Annotated in this window: 12 protein-coding genes and 1 other RNA gene; 4 read left to right on the top strand and 9 right to left on the bottom strand. The window is 61.5% G+C overall.

From position 1 onward, the window contains the following. Positions 1-8: 8 nt before the first annotated feature. A complete protein-coding gene (locus HX805_RS20435; protein WP_177022906.1) occupies positions 9-380 on the top strand; it encodes a VOC family protein in 372 nt (123 codons plus the stop codon). On the opposite strand, the gene HX805_RS20430 is transcribed toward HX805_RS20435, so the two are convergent. Next, positions 294-1262 carry a DMT family transporter gene (locus HX805_RS20430; protein WP_087694833.1) on the bottom strand — a complete coding sequence of 323 codons (969 nt, stop codon included), beginning with the start codon at positions 1260-1262 and terminating at the stop codon, positions 294-296. The two genes, HX805_RS20435 and HX805_RS20430, sit on opposite strands and share 87 nt — an antisense overlap. 97 nt (positions 1263-1359) lie before the next feature. Between HX805_RS20430 and HX805_RS20425 the strand changes: the two genes are divergently transcribed. Next, positions 1360-2223, top strand: coding sequence for a LysR family transcriptional regulator (locus HX805_RS20425; protein ID WP_003219067.1), 864 nt, complete (start codon positions 1360-1362; stop codon positions 2221-2223). 39 nt (positions 2224-2262) lie between these two features. Here HX805_RS20425 and HX805_RS20420 read toward each other — a convergent pair whose 3' ends face one another. The 8 genes from HX805_RS20420 to HX805_RS20385 form a co-directional block, all read right to left on the bottom strand. Continuing rightward, on the bottom strand, positions 2263-2877 hold the full coding sequence (locus tag HX805_RS20420; protein WP_003219069.1) for a hypothetical protein: 615 nt from the start codon (positions 2875-2877) through the stop codon (positions 2263-2265). A gap of 1 nt (position 2878) precedes the next feature. Beyond that, positions 2879-3925, bottom strand: coding sequence for an N-acetylmuramidase family protein (locus HX805_RS20415; RefSeq protein WP_087694832.1), 1047 nt, complete (start codon positions 3923-3925; stop codon positions 2879-2881). A gap of 311 nt (positions 3926-4236) precedes the next feature. Then, positions 4237-4333: signal recognition particle sRNA small type (ffs, locus tag HX805_RS20410), an RNA gene on the bottom strand. Positions 4334-4465: 132 nt separating this feature from the next. Further along, positions 4466-5629: a putative zinc-binding metallopeptidase gene (locus tag HX805_RS20405; protein WP_008437560.1), complete on the bottom strand. Its 1164-nt coding sequence runs from the start codon at positions 5627-5629 to the stop codon at positions 4466-4468. A 161-nt stretch (positions 5630-5790) separates the two neighbouring features. After that, positions 5791-8148 carry an NAD-dependent DNA ligase LigA gene (gene ligA / locus HX805_RS20400; protein WP_177117253.1) on the bottom strand — a complete coding sequence of 786 codons (2358 nt, stop codon included), beginning with the start codon at positions 8146-8148 and terminating at the stop codon, positions 5791-5793. Between the two features lie 87 nt (positions 8149-8235). Further along, the gene (gene zipA / locus HX805_RS20395; protein WP_003219080.1) at positions 8236-9087 is read right to left on the bottom strand and encodes a cell division protein ZipA; all 852 of its coding nucleotides are present in this window, start codon (positions 9085-9087) and stop codon (positions 8236-8238) included. Positions 9088-9346: 259 nt separating this feature from the next. Beyond that, the gene (gene smc, locus HX805_RS20390) at positions 9347-12835 is read right to left on the bottom strand and encodes a chromosome segregation protein SMC (RefSeq protein WP_003219082.1); all 3489 of its coding nucleotides are present in this window, start codon (positions 12833-12835) and stop codon (positions 9347-9349) included. 2 nt (positions 12836-12837) lie between these two features. Continuing rightward, complete coding sequence (locus tag HX805_RS20385) at positions 12838-13497, bottom strand: GntR family transcriptional regulator (RefSeq protein WP_003219085.1); 660 nt, start codon at positions 13495-13497, stop codon at positions 12838-12840. 280 nt (positions 13498-13777) lie between these two features. On the opposite strand from HX805_RS20385, the gene xdhA reads away from it, so the two are divergent. Together xdhA and xdhB are read left to right on the top strand one after the other, a co-directional pair. After that, positions 13778-15226: a xanthine dehydrogenase small subunit gene (gene xdhA / locus HX805_RS20380; protein ID WP_102368369.1), complete on the top strand. Its 1449-nt coding sequence runs from the start codon at positions 13778-13780 to the stop codon at positions 15224-15226. After that, positions 15219-17618: a xanthine dehydrogenase molybdopterin binding subunit gene (xdhB, locus tag HX805_RS20375; RefSeq protein WP_003219089.1), complete on the top strand. Its 2400-nt coding sequence runs from the start codon at positions 15219-15221 to the stop codon at positions 17616-17618. Before xdhA ends, xdhB begins: the two co-directional genes overlap by 8 nt. The last annotated feature ends 65 nt before the right edge of the window (positions 17619-17683 follow it).

Here is a 17683-nt window from a genome sequence, read left to right as displayed (position 1 = left end):
GAGTCATCATGAATAGCATTGCCCATTACTTTTTGTTGTACGTCGACAGCCCGGCCACCAGCGCCAACCTCTACAGCCGGCTGCTGGACAAGCCGCCGGTGGAGCTGGGGCCGACCTTCGCGCTGTTCATCCTCGACAACGGGGTGAAACTCGGCCTGTGGTCGCGCCACACCGTGGAGCCTGCGGCCCACGCCTCGGTTGGCGGTAGCGAGGCGGGTTTCTGCGTCGCTGATATCGCAACGGTCGACGATTTGCACACGCGCTGGGTGCAACTCGGGATGAGCATCATCCAGTCACCGGTCGAGGCGGATTTCGGCTACACCTTTGTCGCCCAGGACCCCGACGGTCACCGCCTGCGGGTGTTCACCGTGAACCCGTAACGGCTTGCGGCGCCAGCGCCCTTCGAGGCTGATGGCGCCGACACTGGCCAGCACGATCAGGCCACCCAGCACCACGCGCAGCGAAACCTGCTCGCCCAGCAGCGTGGCGGCCATCACCATCGCCACCGGCGGCACCAGGTACAACGCCACTGACGCGCGGCTGACCTCGACATGCCGCAACACATAGGCCCAGGCCAGGTACGCCAGGGCGCTGGGAAAGGCGCCGAGCAACAACACCGCCCAGTTGGCTTGGGTTGATGATTGCGACACCACCGCCGGCAAACCCGGCAAATACACACACAACAGCAAGGTGCCCGACCACACGGTGTAGCACACCGTGGTCAGCGGGCTGTAGCGCCGGGAATAGTGTTTCTGGATGGTGAAATAAAGGCTCCACGACAACGCCGCCAGCAGGATCATCAGTCCACGGGGATCAATCTGCCCCAGGCCATGCTCGCCCCAGATCACCACCAGCACCCCGCTCAAGCCCAGCAGCACGCAACCCCAGCGCCAGCCGGTAACTCGCTCCTTCAAGCCGAAAAACGCCACCAGCACCGTAAATAGCGGAACCGACTGCGCCAGCACACTGGAGGCAGCGGCCGTGACAAATTGCTGGCCGAAATTGATCGTCAGGTGATGCAGGAAAATCCCGAAGAAGCCCAGCACCAGCAACCACGGCAGGTCCCGCAGACGTGGCCGCTCGATCCTCATGACCAACGCGACGCCGGCCATCAATACCGAAGCAATCAGGAACCGTCCCAAGGCCAACTGGCCAGGGCTGTAGCTGTGCAAGGCCAGATGCACGCCAATCGGCGAATACGCCCAACAGAGGATGACGCTGGCAGTGACTAGCGTAAGCTTTACAGGTGACGGGGCTTTCATGAACGGCGTCCAGCAGTGGGAATGCCGTCAGTCTTGGCCCCGGCAAGGCGCAGGACAATTAACCGTTTCTGACTTCTGTAATCACTGGAACTGAGCGATGGAACTGGCCCAACTGAAAATGGTGAAAGCCGTGGCACAAACCGGCAGCGTGGCCCAGGCCGCCCTGCAACTGCACTGCGTGCCGTCCAACATCACCACACGCATCAAGCAACTGGAAAGCGAGTTGGGTACCCCGCTGTTCATTCGCGCCGGGCGCGGGTTGGCGATCAGTGCCGCAGGGGAAGTGTTTCTCGACTACTGCGAGCGCATCCTCGCGCTGGTGGAAGAGTCCAAGCGTGCCGTCGACAGCAACGCGATTCCCCGCGGCAAGCTGCGCATCGGCGCAGTGGAATCCAGCGCCAGTGGCCGCCTGCCGCCGCTGCTGGCCGAATACCATCGACGTTATCCACAAGTGGAGCTGGAACTGGTGACCGGTGCCTGGGCGCAGTTACTCGATGACCTGCAACATCACCGCATCGACGCCGCGCTGGTGGCCGCCGGCGGCAAACGCCCGAAGCTCGAACAAAGCGTGGTCTACAGCGAGCGCCTGGTGCTGATTACCAGCGCCTCCAGCGCACCCATCGAGGACGCCCGGGACCTGGCCGGCCGCACGCTGCTGGTGTGGCCGCCCGGCTGCCCGTATCGCGCCGCCCTGGAGAACTGGCTCAAGCCCCACGACATCAAGCCTGCCATCGCGAGTTATGCCAGTTGGGGCACGATCATTGGCTGCGTCAGCGCGGGGATTGGCGTGGCACTGGCGCCGGAAGGCATCCTGGCGCGCTACGAGCAGGCCAACCAATTGACGTCCTACCGCTTCGACGAATTGGCGGCGGTGGATAACCTGCTGTTCTGGCACAAGGACACCCAACGCCACCTGGCGCGGGATGCCTTTGCGGGGCTGTTGCGGGAGACTTTCGGCTAACCGGTTTTCGCCCCGCTACGCGCGGGCGCAGCAGCATCTTCAGCCTTTTGCGGGGACCAGCCTGGCGTACTGGTCCTGGCTGATCCAGCCCTTGGAAGAGCGGCCTTCGCCATTGATGAACTCGACCTGGGCCCAGCCATCCTTAAACGCCAGTACCGCGACCACATCGTCCTTGACCACGTAGGCACGATGGCTGGCCTTGGCGTCCGGGGTCTTCTGCAGGAAGGCCTTGTCGGACGAAACGGTCACCAGGCCAATCCATTTCTTGGCAGCGGTTTGGGTCAGGTCCAGGCCGGTGGCAATTTCCGGCATCAACACGTTGATGCAGCCGGGATGTTCGCGGCCCTTCTCCACGGTCAGCATCACACCGTCCGAGGAAGCCGCGACGGTACCCGGATAGGCCTCATCCAGCCATGTCGACACCGATGCCTTCGCACCGTCGACCTTGCCCTGCAGGAAGAACGTGCACGAGCGGGTCACGCCCTCGCCCATTTCCTCGGCATAAAACCCCTCCACCTGATGCTCGGGCGTCACGGCCAGCATCAGCCCTTCGTACTTGCCCGAGTGCAGCGTAGCGGCAAACGCCGGCGCACCAGCAGCAACACACACGAAAGAGGCAACCAGCAATCGGGACACGCAACGTTTGAACGGCATTCTATTTTTTCCCTTCAAGTGCTTCGTAGGCTTTTTTGATGCGTTGGTCATAGTCGCCATAATCCTTGCCGTTATAGTTCAGCGCCATGGCGGCGTAATCCTTATTCTTCATGGCCTTGACCAGGGCCGGGCTCTGGCTGCAAAAACCGAGGAAGGCCTTTAGTTGATGCCCGGCATTAATCTTCATGGCCACCACAAATTCAAACACCGTTTTATAACCGCATGCCGTGAAGTTGGAGCCCATTATCTGAAACATGCCCCAGGAGGCCGACTTCAAGGCCGCTTCCTGATCCAGCGCAAAGGCGGTGGCCATGGTTTCCCAGGCCTTGGTCTGGTCCTTGTTATTGGCCTTCCACTGGGGCCCGGCCTTCTTCACGTAGGGGTACGACAACAGCGGGTGGGTCTGGTCGTATTTACTCTTGGTGTACTTGCGAAAATGGTGCCCTTCAAAGGCGATCACCGGCAACTTGGCCGGGCCGAACCCGGAGCGCCCGCCCGACTCCACCGTGGCAAAGGCCTTGATGATATTGACGGAAATGCCGTTACCCAACTGCGTGGCAGCGTTTTGGAAGTCCGTATCCGTCAGCGTCGTGCCGCCGTCGCACGTGGCCTGGAGCATCATCTGCCGGTTGCGCCGCTCGGCCTCGATCATTGCCCGCATGCGGTCCAGATAGTGGTCGACCGTGGCCTGGACCATGTCCGCGCCGGTGTTGCCGAACACATTGAGGAACGTCGGAATACGCAGGGTCGGGTTCGGCTTGACCGGCACCTTCACCGCCTCTTCGATCAGGCTATTGAAGGTGCGCCCGGTAGGGTCGATGACACCATCGGGATGCGCGTATTTGAGGTGGCGGAACTGATACTGGCTGATGCACTGCACCAACTGGCCGTCGCACTTGCCATTTTCCGCCAGGGGGAAACCCAACTTGGGAATGATCAAGTTGAATAAATACTGGATGCATTGAACATCGGCGGGCAAGTTGCGGGCTTTGCCCGGCGCACCGACGGAAGCGCTGATGAGAGTGGGCAACCCTTGCAGGCTTTTCATTACTGACATCCTTGTTAGTTGGGGTGAATGAGCAATAAAGCGCCATCACTTTAATATCATCCATGCATTGACGACATATCTTGAAATATGTGACTGGCGCAAACTAGCAAGGCCTGTAGACGCTGTCCAGAAGGGATGCTTGAAGTTGTGAAAGAGTCCTCACGGTCGTTTGGCAGCGCGATTGCTGTCGGGCGTGCGAAGGATTTTCCGAAAGACGAACAGCAGAAATCGCTTCGCAGTTGACGATTGTCAGCGAAGGGTTTCATACGCGTATTTTTTTGAATCAAGGAGGGGTGGCGTTATGGAGGCAACCCCACCAGCCACACCCCGGCACACAATGTTCCCGCTGTGGCTGCTGCCTTCCGGCTCTGACCAGGTTCACGGGTAATCGTTGCGGGGGGACCGATGGGGTCACCATAACGACGCTCGCCTCTCGGCAAGCCGCGCCATTGTACCGATCTCATCGGAAGTTACAACCGTTGGCGCGGGATTAAAAATATCTGATGGTTCAAGTACTTGGCTGCAGGAGCAAGCTTGCTCCTACAAAAGCACGACCTCGTCCGCCCGACCGCCCTCTTGCTGGATCACCAGGTGAATGAAGTGCAGCTTGGCAATCACCGCCGGCGGCAGGACGAACGGATAGAAATCCGGCTGGCCCATGCTGCGGGACAGTTCGTTGAGCATACCGGCCAGTTCGATCCACGCATTGACGAATGACAGGAACGCCGTGCCGCCGGGATGCCCGGGGTCGTAGAGGGTGCTGAGGGGGAACGGCTGGTAATCCAGGTCCATCTCCCGGGCGCTCATGCCGAAGCCCAGCGCGGTGTCGACGGCGTCCATCATGTGCAGGTAATGCGCCCAGGTTTCCGCCCAGTCTTCCCACGGGTGCATGGTGGCGTAGGCGCTGACGCAGGTTTGCTGCCAGTCCGGGCGCGGGCCGTTCTGGTAGTGCTGCTCCAGGGCGTCGGCGTAGCTGGCGCGCTCGTCACCGAACAGCGTGCGGAACGGCTCCAGCCAATGGCTGTTGGCGATCAGGCGGTCCCAGTAGTAATGGCCGACCTCGTGACGGAAGTGACCGAGCAAGGTGCGGTAAGGCTCGCGCATCTGTACGCGAATTTTCTCACGGTGGGCGTCGTCGGCTTCCTTGATGTCGAGGGTGATCAGGCCATTGGCGTGGCCGGTGGTGGGCGCGTTGCCTTCCAGGTCGATGCCGACAAAATCGAAGGCCAGGCCGGTGTCTTCATCGACCGTCTTGGGAATCACCTGCAAGCCCAGGCTGATGAGTTGGGCCACCAGACGACGCTTGGCGGTTTCGACCTTGCGCCAGCGTTCGGGGTTTTCGGGGATCGACAGGTCGGGAATGGTGCGGTTCAGGCTGCAGGCCACGCACAAGGCCTGGCCGTTGTCGGCGGGCAGCAGCCAGTTGCAGGCGGCCGGCGTGTCGAGGTTGGCGCAGCGGCGAAAGGCACCGGCTTCAGGGTCGGCGTCCAGCAGCCAGGTATCGGCATACGGGCCGGGCTGCAGGGAGGACAGGCGACTCTGCTCCGGCTGATAGCCCAGCAGCGCCGAGCAGGCCAGGCACTGGCTGTTGCGAAAGAACAGCGATTGCCCACAGCGGCACTGCCAGACCTTGCTGTTGCGCGAGGTCTCGGCCATGAACGGTGCGGCGATGCGCGAACTGAGTTGTTCGAAGAAGCGGTACATGGCGATCTCTCCGGGAGGCTTGCCAATACTAGAGCATTGCCCGGGAGAGATCGTTCCCACGCTCTGCGTGGGAATGCATCCTGTGACGCTCCGCGTCGCAACTTTAGAGCGGACGCAGAGCGTCCAGGGCGGCGTTCCCACGCAGGGCGTGGGAACGATCATCAGACTGTGATGTTGTGCTTGGCCAAAAATGCCACGAACGCCTCTTCATCCAGCACTTTCAAGCCCAGCTCAGTGGCCTTGGCGAGCTTCGAACCCGCGCCCGGCCCGGCGACCACGCAATGGGTTTTCGCCGACACCGAGCCCGCCACCTTGGCGCCCAGGCTTTCGAGTTTTTCCTTGGCAACATCGCGGCTCATCAGTTCCAGGGAGCCGGTGAGCACCCAGGTGTGACCGGCCTCGGGCAAGCCTTCGACGACTTTCTTCTCACTCTGCCAGTGCATGCCGAAGTCCTTGAGCTGTTGCTCGATGGCCAGCGCGCGCCGGGCGTTTTCTTCAATATCAAAAAAGTCCCGGACGGCCTTGGCCTGCTTCTCCGGCAAAGCCTGGCGCATGTCGAGCCAGTCGGCCTTGATCACGCCTTCGAGGGAGCCGAATTTGTCGGCGAGTTTCTGCGCGGCGCCCGGGCCCACGGACGGCACGTGCAGCTTGTCGAGCAAGCCGCCCAACGTGGTGCTCGCCGCAAACTCGGCGCTCAGGTCGCCCTGTTCCTGCAACTCCAGGCCGCACTCCTCCCTGGAGAGCAAGGCGCCGATCACGTCCTGGTTATGGCTGTCTTCAAAGAAGCTGTGAATCTCGTGGGCCACTTCCAGGCCAACGTCCGGCAAGTACGTCAGCACTTCCGGCAAGGCCTGCTGCACGCGCTCCAGGGATGCCAGCGAGCGCGCCAGCACCTTGGCCGTCTCCTCGCCCACATCGGGAATGCCCAGAGCGTAGATAAACCGTGCGAGGGTTGGCGTCTTGCTGTTTTCAATAGAGGCAATCAGCTTCTTGCTGGAAACGTCGGCAAAACCTTCCAGGTCGATGATCTGTTCGTACTTGAGCTTGTAGAGATCCGCCGGCGAGCCGATGAGTTTTTCGTCCACCAGTTGCTCGATGGTCTTGTCGCCCAGGCCATCGATGTCCATGGCCCGGCGCGAAACGAAATGGATGATCGCCTGCTTGAGCTGCGCACCACAGGCCAGGCGCCCGACGCAGCGGTACACCGCGCCTTCACTGACGGTTTCCTTGCCCTTGCTGCGCTTGACCAGTTGGGTACGCTCAACGTGGGAGCCGCACACCGGGCAACTCTCGGGGATCTGCACCGCGCGGGCGTTTTCCGGGCGACGCTCGGTGACAACCGACACCACCTGCGGAATCACATCACCGGCACGGCGGATGATCACCGTGTCGCCGATCATCAGGCCCAGGCGTGCCACCTCGTCCATGTTGTGCAGTGTGGCGTTGGACACGGTCACACCCGCGACCTTGACCGGTTTCAAGCGTGCCACGGGTGTGACAGCGCCGGTGCGGCCGACCTGGAATTCAACGTCAAGCAGCTCGGTCAGCTCTTCCATGGCCGGGAATTTATGGGCAATTGCCCAGCGCGGCTCGCGGGCACGGAAGCCCAGCTCCCGCTGGTAGGCAATGCTGTTGACCTTGAACACCACGCCGTCGATTTCATAGGGCAAGGCGTTGCGGCGCTCACCGATATCGCGGTAGTAGTCGAGGCAATCCTGAATCCCCTTGGCCAGCTTCAGCTCATGGCTGATGGGCATGCCCCACTTCTTCAGCTGTTGCAGGTTGCCGATGTGGGTGTCGCTGATATCCGTGGTCACGCCATAGCAGCAGAATTCCAGCGGACGGCTGGCGGTGATCTTCGAGTCCAGCTGACGCAGGCTACCCGCCGCCGCGTTGCGCGGGTTGGCGAAGGTCTTGCCGCCAACTTCCAGCTGGGTGGCGTTCAGCCGCTCGAAACCGGCCTTGGACATGAATACTTCGCCGCGCACTTCGAGGGTCGCCGGCCAGCCGGTGCCGTGCAGTTTCAAAGGAATGTTGCGTACAGTACGCACGTTGACGCTGATGTCTTCGCCAGTGGTGCCATCGCCGCGGGTGGCGCCACGCACCAGCTCACCGTCCTGATACAGCAGGCTGACCGCCAGGCCATCGAGCTTCGGCTCGCAGCTGTACTCCACCGCTGCGCCATCGCCAAACAGGTCGCCCACGGGCAGGTCCAGGCCTTCAGTGACCCGGCGATCGAATTCCAGCATGGTGCTTTCATCGAAGGCGTTGCCGAGGCTGAGCATCGGGATTTCGTGGCGTACCTGAGTGAACGCAGACAATGCCGCACTGCCGACCCGCTGAGTCGGTGAATCACGGGTTACCAGCTCCGGGTGCTCGGCTTCAAGCGCCTTGAGCTCGTGGAACAACCGGTCGTACTCGGCGTCCGGAATGCTCGGCTCGTCGAGGACGTGGTAACGGTAGTTGTGCTGATCCAGTTCAGCGCGCAGTTCGAGGATGCGGGTGTGGGCGGCGGTCATGGGTGTTCTCTCATAAAGCAAAAGAGCAGCCGAAGCTGCTCAATATGTTAGTGCATGGATTCTACAGGCAACGCTTAAGCTTGGACCTTAGCGCTTCTGTGTCAGGGCACGACGCTCGAACTCGACGATGCGCTGACGGTAATGCTCGATGGTCTGGGCGGTCAGGACGCTGCGTTGATCGTCCTTGAGTTCGCCGTTGAGTTCCTGGGACAGCTTGCGAGCTGCCGCCACCATCACGTCGAACGCTTGTTTCGGGTGACGCGGGCCCGGCAAGCCGAGGAAGAAGCTCACCGCCGGAGTGCTGAAATGGTCGATGTCGTCCAGATCGAAGATGCCCGGCTTGACCGCATTGGCCATGGAGAACAGGACTTCGCCGTTGCCGGCCATGCTTTCGTGGCGATGGAAAATATCCATCTCGCCAAAGCGCAGACCGCTTTCCAGAATATTCTGCAGCAGGGCCGGGCCCTTGAAGCCGGCGGCGTCACGGCAGATCACGCTGATCACCAGCACCTCTTCGGCAGCCGGCTGGTCCTTGACGGATTCTTTATGGGCGCTCTTGGCCGGGGACTCATCCGGGAAGTCGTCATCACGGCTGCTGAAGCTCGGGCCTTCTTCCAGGTCCAGGTTCAGGTCGCCCTGGGATGGCTCGCTGGCCGCGCTGCGCTTGCCGCGCTTGGGTTCACGGGCTTCACGCACCGGTGCGCTCATCGACGGCAGGTCGTGCTCGTCCAGGTGCGGTTCTTTATGGTTGTCCAGGACACGCGGTGGCCCCAGCAGCTCGGCGCTGCCGTCGTCGTCCGGCAAATTGGACAGGTTGCGGTCCAGGCGAAATTTCAACTTGCCCTTGCCGCCACGCATCCGGCGCCAGCCATCAAAAAGAATACCGGCAATGACAATAATGCCGATGACGATCAGCCACTCGCGCAGACCGATTTCCATGTAATCCCGTGCCTCTAATAAAAAATGCTGAAAAATAAGGGGTTTAGCACCGTGCAAACCGCTTTAAAACGTGGCGCCAACTCTATGTTCTGAATGACGTTTTGCCCACGCATACGAAAATTTGACATTAAACTAGCACGACCAAAGATAACTTTACACCGTCTGTCAAAATGCCTTGAACAAATATGTCCATTTGCCACTTTTCCCAGACCGGTAAATCACCTTACGTCCTGCTGAAAATCCTCCTTCGACCTGCGGCTCAGGATTCCACCAGCGCCATCGCCTCTTCGACATCCACCGCCACCAATCGCGAACAGCCCGGCTCGTGCATCGTCACGCCCATCAATTGATCGGCCATTTCCATGGCGATCTTGTTGTGGGTGATATAGATGAACTGCACCGTCTGGGACATCTCTTTAACCAGTCGGGCGTACCGCCCAACGTTAGCGTCATCCAGCGGGGCGTCAACTTCGTCGAGCATGCAAAACGGCGCCGGGTTCAACTTGAAGATCGCAAATACCAGGGCCAATGCGGTCAGTGCCTTCTCGCCACCAGACAACAAATGGATGGTGCTGTTCTTCTTGCCCGGAGGCCGCGCCATGATCGTTACCCCTGTATCGAGTAGATCTTCGCCCGTCAGTTCCAAGTAAGCGCTGCCACCACCGAAAACTTTCGGGAATAACGCCTGTAAACCGCCATTAATCTGATCAAAGGTATCTTTGAAGCGATTACGGGTTTCCTTGTCGATCTTGCGGATCACGTTCTCCAGGGTGTCCAGCGCTTCGACAAGATCGGCGTTCTGCGCATCCAGATAACGTTTGCGCTCGGACTGCTGCTGGTACTCGTCGATGGCCGCGAGGTTGATCGCGCCGAGTCGTTGAATGCGCGCGGCAATCCGCTCAAGTTCTTCTTCGGCTTCTTTCTCGTTGGCCTCGGCGGTCAGGGTATTGAGCACGCCGTGCAGGTCGTAGCCGTCTTCCAGCAACTGGTCTTGCAGGGTTTTGCGGCGCACCGTCAGGGCCTGCCATTCCATGCGCTGCTGTTCGAGCTGGCCCCGGATCAGTTGCGACTGTTGCTCGGCCTGGGTCCGGCGTTTTTCCGCGTCGCGCAGTTCGCGGTCGGCGTCTTCCAGGGCGATTTGGGCGGTCTTGAGCTCTTCGTCGACGGTCATGCGCTTGTCGAGCAACTCTTCAAGCTTCAGGCGCAGCTCTTCCAGCGGGGCCTCGCCCTCCTCCAGGTTGAGGCTCAGTTGCTCGCGTTTTTCTGTCAGGCGTTCGGACTGCATTTCCAGGCGCTCAAGGGCCTGGCGCGTGGAGTCGTGCTGCGCCCGCAGGGAGCCGAGGCGCACGGCCAATTGATGGGCGTGATCCTTGTGCTGGCGAGCTTCCTGGCGCACCCGGTCGAGGCGCTCGCGCAAGCTGTCGCGCTGGGCCAGCAGCAACTCGCGCTGCTCGGTGTCCAGGGCCATGCTGTCGAGGGCTTCCTGCAATTGCAGGCGTGCTTCGCCGACTTGTTCGTGTTCGAGGGCGCGTTGCTCGCCCATCTCGGCCACTTCTTCGTCGAGCCGGGTGCGGCGCAGGGTCAGTTGCTCGACCTTGGCCTTGCTCGCCGAGAGCTGGGCTTTCAATTCGCCCTGCTGGCGCGCTTCGTCCTGCAACAGCCGGCGCAGGTGTTCGCGGCCGGTCTCTTGCTGGCGCTGGGTGGCGCGCAGGGTTTGCAGCTGGTTTTCCAGGGACTCGAGTGTGGCTTCGCGCTCTTCGCGCTCGGCGGTCAGGTTGACGATTTCCTGGCCACGGGCCAATACGCCGCTTTCCGCTTCGCTGGCACGCCGTACCCGCAAAAAGTGCCGGCCGACCCAAAAGCCATCACGGCTGATCAGGCTTTGCCCGGCGGCCAACTGCCCGCGCTGGGCCAGGGCCTGCTCAAGACTGTCGACCGGCTTGACCTGGCCGAGCCAGGGCGACAGGTCAATCGCCGCCTCCACTTTATCCAGCAGGCTGCCCGGCACGCGAGTGCCGTCCGCCGCCGGGCTGAGCAAACGCAGATCGCCCTGGGCAAAACCCGCCAGGTCAAACCCGCCAAAATCATCCACCAGCACCGCTTGCAGGTCGGCGCCGAGCACGGTTTCCACCGCCAGCTCCCAACCGGCTTCAACCTTCAGGCCTTCGGCCAGGCGCGGGCGCTCGGCCAGGTGTTGGTCACGCAGCCATTCAGCCGTGCCGGTGCCCGGGTCAAGCGCCGCTTGCTGCAAGGCTTCCAGGGAAGCCAACCGGCCGTTGAGCCGCTGCAAATCGCCCTGGGCCTGCTGCTGTGCCTGGGTCGCCTGCTGCAGTTGCTGACGCAATTGCTCGAGGCGCTCCACTTGTTGTTCTTCGCTGGCTTCCAGCTCTTCCAGCGTCATTTCGCTTTCGGCGAGTTTCTCGCTCAGTTCGAGGATCGCTGCATCTTCCGGGTCGGCAGCGAGCAGCACGCGCTCTTCCACCAGGCGCCGCTGACGCTCGGCCAGGCGCTCCATGCTGGTTTCCAGTTGCTGGATGCGTGACTGCTGCACCTCAGCCTGGCGGCGCGGCTCGGCAGATTGCAGGTTGAACGTGTCCCACTGCTCCTGCCAGGCGTGCATGGTGGTTTCGGATTCTTCCAGGGCCGCAGCGGCTTCCTCGGCAGCGGCGCTGGTGACTTCCTGCTCGGGGGTGAGCATGTCCAGCTCCTCCCCGAGGGTCAGCAGCAAGGTGCGGTCGTGGCCCAGGTGCGATTCGGTTTCCAGGCGCGCACGCTCGGCTTCTTTCAAGTCGTCCTGCAACTGGCGCAAACGCTGCTGGCCGTGCTGGATGCTCTGCTCGACCCGGGCGATATCGCCGCCCACCGAATAGAAGCGCCCCTGCACCAGATTGAAGCGCTCGGACAGGTCATGGTGACCGTCCCGCAGGCGTTCGATGCTGGCGTCGGCATTGCGCTGCTCGGCCACCAGGGCTTCGAAGCTGATTTCCTGGGTGCCGATGATTGCTTCGCGCTGGCCCACCTGGTCATTCAACGCCTGCCAGCGCAGGGCCGACAGTTGCGCCTTGAGCTGACGCTCCTCGCCCTTGTATTCCTGATACTTCTCGGCGGCCTGGGCCTGGCGGTGCAGGCGCTCCAGCTGGCGCTCCAGCTCTTCACGCAGGTCAGTCAGGCGGGCAAGGTTTTCATGGGTACGGCGGATACGGTTTTCGGTCTCGCGGCGGCGCTCCTTGTACTTGGAGATGCCGGCCGCTTCCTCGATAAAGTTACGCAGGTCTTCGGGCTTGGCTTCGATCAGCTTGGAGATCATCCCCTGTTCGATGATCGAATAGCTGCGCGGGCCCAGGCCGGTACCGAGGAAGATGTCGGTGATGTCCCGGCGGCGACACTTGGTGCCGTTGAGGAAGTAGCTGTTCTGGCTGTCGCGGGTCACTTTGCGGCGAATGGAGATTTCCGCATAGGCCGCGTACTCGCCCACCAGAGTGCCGTCGGAATTGTCGAACACCAGTTCGATGCTGGCCTGGCTCACCGGCTTGCGGCTGGTGGAGCCGTTGAAGATGACGTCGGTCATCGACTCGCCACGCAGGTTTTTTGCGGAGCTCTCGCCCATCACCCAGCGTACGGCGTCGATGATGTTCGACTTGCCGCAGCCATTGGGCCCGACCACTGCCGCCATGTTACTGGGGAAGTTCACCGTGGTCGGGTCGACGAAGGATTTGAACCCCGCCAGTTTGATGCACTTGAGCCGCACGCTTAGGCTTCCGCCAACGCAGCAATGACCAGCGAGCAACTGCGCTCGCCGTAGGCCGAGAGCACCAGGCGAATCTGCGGCAGGTCACGGGCCAGCACGGCGGCGAGCAATTGCTCGAACAGCACCAGGTACTCGCTCATGGACGCCTTGCGCTGATCCAGCGCCAGGTAATAGGCGCGGTTCATCGCCGGCTGCAGGTTCTCGACGGTTTCCTGCAGGTACGGGTTGTTGGCGAACGGATAGGCGGCACGCATCACGTTGAAGCTCTCTTCGACGAAGGCGCGGATGTCCTGGCGTTCGAAGCTGGCGATCAGGCGCTGCTGGATTTGCACGAACGGCGCCATGTCGGCCTGGGTCTGCCAGCCGGCGGCGACCGCATTGCCCAGCAGGATGTACAGCTCGCCCATCAGCGTGCACAGGCTTTGCACCTTGTGGGCCGTCAGCTCGGTGACGTGGGCGCCACGGCGCGGCAGGATCGCAATCAGGTGCCGGCGCTCGAGGATCAGCAAGGCTTCGCGCACGGAACCACGACTGACATTCAGCGCCAGTGTGACCTTCTGCTCCTGGATCCGCTCCCCAGGCTTGAGATCGCCGCGAATGATACGTTCGGCGAGGTGGTGAGCGATTTGCTCGGCAAGACTATCCGGCGCCTTGAACGTCATGTTTTCCCTTCAAAATCTTCTATCGGTACAAGCGCGGCAGTGTAGCGCACTTGCCGGTTGATGGCGTACGGCCCACAGAGCGGAATTTGGCATGAAATAAGCAGCCATTAAAGTCCAGAAGCCCCCAAAAACGGCGGTTCCAGAGAACTGGACCATAATTAAGGATGTTGATATCGCATTTTCTTGACCTTTCGGTCAGAAAATCGTTGACCGAAAAGTCAGACATGACTAGATTCGGCGCAAAGCGGTTAACAACAATAATGAGTCTGCGAGGCCTTCCGTGATCCAGTTTTTACTAAACCAGGAGCTCCGTAGCGAGCACGCCCTGGACCCGAACCTGACCGTGCTCAACTATTTGCGTGAGCACCTGGGCAAATCCGGCACCAAGGAAGGCTGCGCCAGCGGCGACTGTGGCGCCTGCACCGTGGTAGTCGGCGAGTTGCACACCGACGATCAGGGCGCCGAGCAGATTCGCTATCGCAGCCTCAATTCGTGCCTGACGTTTGTCTCGTCCCTGCATGGCAAACAACTGATCAGCGTCGAAGACCTCAAGCACCAGGGCCAACTCCACAGCGTGCAACAGGCCATGGTGGAGTGCCACGGTTCGCAATGCGGCTTCTGCACCCCGGGCTTTGTGATGTCGCTGTTCGCCCTGCAAAAGAACAGTGATGCACCCGACAGCCAAAAGGCCCACGAAGCCCTGGCCGGCAACCTCTGCCGCTGCACCGGCTATCGCCCGATTCTTGCGGCCGCCGAACAGGCCTGCTGCAACAAGCCCCAGGACCAGTTCGACAGTCGCCAGGCCGACACCATCGCCCGCCTGAAAGCCATCGCCCCGACGCAAACCGGCGAGTTGAACAGCGGCGACAAACGCTGCCTGGTGCCGCTGACCGTCGCCGACCTGGCGGACCTTTACGACGCTTACCCACAAGCCCGGCTGTTGGCCGGCGGCACCGACCTCGCGCTGGAAGTCACCCAGTTCCACCGCACGCTGCCGGTGATGATCTACGTCGGCAATATCGAAGAGATGAAGCGCATCGAAAGCTTCGACGACCGCCTGGAAATCGGCGCTGCCACTCCCCTGTCCGATTGCTACAGCGCGCTCAACCACGAATACCCGGATTTCGGCGAATTGCTCCACCGTTTCGCCTCGTTGCAGATCCGCAACCAGGGCACCCTGGGCGGCAATATCGGCAACGCCTCGCCCATCGGTGATTCGCCGCCACTGCTGATCGCCCTCGGCGCGCAGATCGTGCTGTGCAAGGGCAACACCCGCCGTACCCTGGCGCTGGAAGACTATTTCATCGACTACCGCGTCACTGCCCGCCAGGACAGCGAATTCATCGAGAAAATCATTGTGCCCAAAGGCGTGCCGCTGTTCCGTGCCTACAAGGTTTCCAAGCGCCTGGACGATGACATCTCTGCCGTCTGCGCGGCCTTCAACCTGAAGATCACTAACGGTGTGATCGACGATGCCCGCGTGGCGTTCGGCGGCATGGCCGCCACCCCGAAACGCGCGAAGAACTGCGAAGCCGTACTGAACGGCGCCACCTGGAATTCCGCCACCGTGGAAAAAGCCTGCGCGGCCCTGGCCGAGGATTTCACTCCGCTGTCGGACTTCCGCGCCAGCAAGGAATACCGCCTGCTCAGCGCACAGAACCTGCTGCGCAAATACTTCATCGAACTGCAAACGCCGCACATCGAGACTCGGGTGACCGCTTATGTCTAACCATCACGCCGTGGAAAAATCCCAGGCCGAACTCGCCGAATTGTTTGCCAAGGACCTGACCAGCGGCGTCGGTCGCAGCGTCAAGCACGACAGCGCCGCCAAGCATGTCTCGGGCGAAGCGCAGTACATCGATGACCGCCTGGAATTTCCCAACCAGTTGCACCTCTACGCACGCATGTCGGACCGCGCCCACGCGAAGATCCTCAGCATCGACACCGCGCCCTGCTACGCCTTTGAAGGCGTGCGCATCGTCATCACCCACGAAGACGTGCCGGGTCTGAAAGACATCGGCCCGTTGATGCCCGGCGACCCGTTGCTGGCCATCGACACCGTGCAGTTCGTCGGCCAGGTGGTGCTGGCCGTCGCCGCCCGCGACCTGGAAACCGCACGCAAGGCGGCGATGGCCGCTGTGATCGAATACGAAGACCTGGAGCCGGTGCTGGACGTGGTCGAGGCGTTTCGCAAAAAACATTTCGTGCTCGACAGCCACACCCACCAGCGCGGTGATTCGGCGGGCGCACTGGCGACCGCGAAGAACCGTATCCAGGGCACCCTGCACATCGGCGGCCAGGAACACTTCTACCTGGAAACCCAGATCTCCTCGGTGATGCCCACCGAAGACGGCGGCATGATCGTCTACTGCTCCACGCAAAACCCCACCGAAGTACAGAAGCTGGTGGCCGAAGTACTCGACGTATCGATGAACAAAATCGTGGTCGACATGCGCCGCATGGGCGGTGGTTTTGGCGGCAAGGAAACCCAGGCCGCCAGCCCGGCATGCCTGTGTGCGGTGGTCGCACGCCTCACCGGCCAGCCGACCAAAATGCGCCTGCCGCGTGTCGAAGACATGCTGATGACCGGCAAGCGCCACCCGTTCTATATCGAGTACGACGTAGGCTTCGACGACAGTGGCCGGCTGCACGGCATCAACCTGGACCTGGCGGGCAACTGCGGTTGCTCACCGGACCTGTCGAACTCGATTGTCGATCGCGCAATGTTCCACTCCGACAACTCGTATTACCTGGGCGACGCCACTGTCAACGGCCACCGCTGCAAGACCAACACCGCCTCCAACACCGCTTACCGTGGCTTCGGCGGCCCCCAAGGCATGGTCGCCATCGAAGAAGTGATGGACGCGATTGCCCGACACCTGGCCCTCGACCCGCTGGCCGTGCGCAAGGCCAACTACTACGGCAAGACCGAGCGCAACGTCACCCACTACTACCAGACCGTCGAGCACAACATGCTCGAAGAGATGACCGCCGAACTCGAACAAAGCAGCCAGTATTTCGAGCGCCGCGAAGCGATCCGTCGCTATAACGCCAACAGCCCGATCCTGAAAAAAGGCCTGGCACTCACACCGGTAAAGTTCGGCATTTCCTTCACCGCCAGTTTCCTCAACCAGGCCGGTGCGCTGATCCACATCTACACCGACGGCAGCATCCACCTGAACCACGGTGGCACCGAGATGGGCCAGGGGTTGAACATCAAGGTCGCGCAGGTGGTGGCCGAGATTTTCCAGGTGGAAATCGACCGCGTGCAGATCACCGCCACCAACACCGACAAGGTGCCCAACACCTCGCCGACGGCGGCTTCCAGCGGCGCTGACCTGAACGGTAAAGCCGCACAGAATGCCGCCGAAACCATCAAGCAGCGCCTGGTGGAGTTTGCCGCGCGCAAATATGAAGTCAGCGAGGCCGACGTTGAATTCCACAACGGGCATGTGCGGGTCCGCGATCACATCCTGACCTTTGAAGCGCTGATCCAGCAGGCGTATTTCGCCCAGGTGTCGCTCTCCAGCACGGGCTTCTACAAGACCCCGAAAATCTTCTACGACCGCAGCCAGGCACGTGGGCGGCCGTTCTACTACTTCGCGTTCGGCGCGGCCTGTTGCGAGGTGATCGTCGACACGCTGACCGGCGAGTACAAGATGCTGCGCACCGACATCCTGCATGACGTGGGCGCCTCGCTGAACCCGGCCATCGACATCGGCCAGGTCGAAGGCGGCTTCATCCAGGGCATGGGTTGGCTGACCATGGAAGAGCTTGTGTGGAATAACAAGGGCAAGCTGATGACCAACGGCCCGGCCAGCTACAAGATCCCGGCGGTGGCCGACATGCCGCTGGACCTGCGGGTGAAGCTGGTGGAAAACCGCAAGAACCCGGAAGACACGGTGTTCCATTCCAAGGCCGTGGGTGAGCCGCCGTTCATGCTCGGTATTGCCTCGTGGTGTGCGATCAAGGACGCCGTGGCGAGCCTGGGTGACTATCGCCATCAGCCGAAGATCGATGCACCGGCGACGCCGGAGCGGGTGTTGTGGGGCTGTGAGCAGATGCGCCAACTGACCGCTGCAAAAGCTGTGGAAACGGAAACCGAGCTGGCTTCGCTTTAGACCGAGGCGCTGCCTTCGCGAGCAAGCCCGCTCCCACATTTTGATGTGTGAACCCAATCAAATGT

It is taken from the genome of Pseudomonas sp. G5001, assembly GCF_013385475.1.
Lineage (GTDB): Bacteria > Pseudomonadota > Gammaproteobacteria > Pseudomonadales > Pseudomonadaceae > Aquipseudomonas.
This window is presented reverse-complemented; position numbering and strand designations above follow the sequence as displayed.

Bases quoted from the DNA above. Each gene is read 5' to 3' on its own strand.
- HX805_RS20435 (WP_177022906.1), top strand. From the start codon at position 9: ATGAATAGCATTGCCCATTACTTTTTGTTGTACGTCGACAGCCCGGCC.
- HX805_RS20430 (WP_087694833.1), bottom strand. From the start codon at position 1,262: ATGAAAGCCCCGTCACCTGTAAAGCTTACGCTAGTCACTGCCAGCGTC.
- HX805_RS20425 (WP_003219067.1), top strand. From the start codon at position 1,360: ATGGAACTGGCCCAACTGAAAATGGTGAAAGCCGTGGCACAAACCGGC.
- HX805_RS20420 (WP_003219069.1), bottom strand. From the start codon at position 2,877: ATGCCGTTCAAACGTTGCGTGTCCCGATTGCTGGTTGCCTCTTTCGTG.
- HX805_RS20415 (WP_087694832.1), bottom strand. From the start codon at position 3,925: ATGAAAAGCCTGCAAGGGTTGCCCACTCTCATCAGCGCTTCCGTCGGT.
- HX805_RS20405 (WP_008437560.1), bottom strand. From the start codon at position 5,629: ATGTACCGCTTCTTCGAACAACTCAGTTCGCGCATCGCCGCACCGTTC.
- ligA (WP_177117253.1), bottom strand. From the start codon at position 8,148: ATGACCGCCGCCCACACCCGCATCCTCGAACTGCGCGCTGAACTGGAT.
- zipA (WP_003219080.1), bottom strand. From the start codon at position 9,087: ATGGAAATCGGTCTGCGCGAGTGGCTGATCGTCATCGGCATTATTGTC.
- HX805_RS20385 (WP_003219085.1), bottom strand. From the start codon at position 13,497: ATGACGTTCAAGGCGCCGGATAGTCTTGCCGAGCAAATCGCTCACCAC.
- xdhB (WP_003219089.1), top strand. From the start codon at position 15,219: ATGTCTAACCATCACGCCGTGGAAAAATCCCAGGCCGAACTCGCCGAA.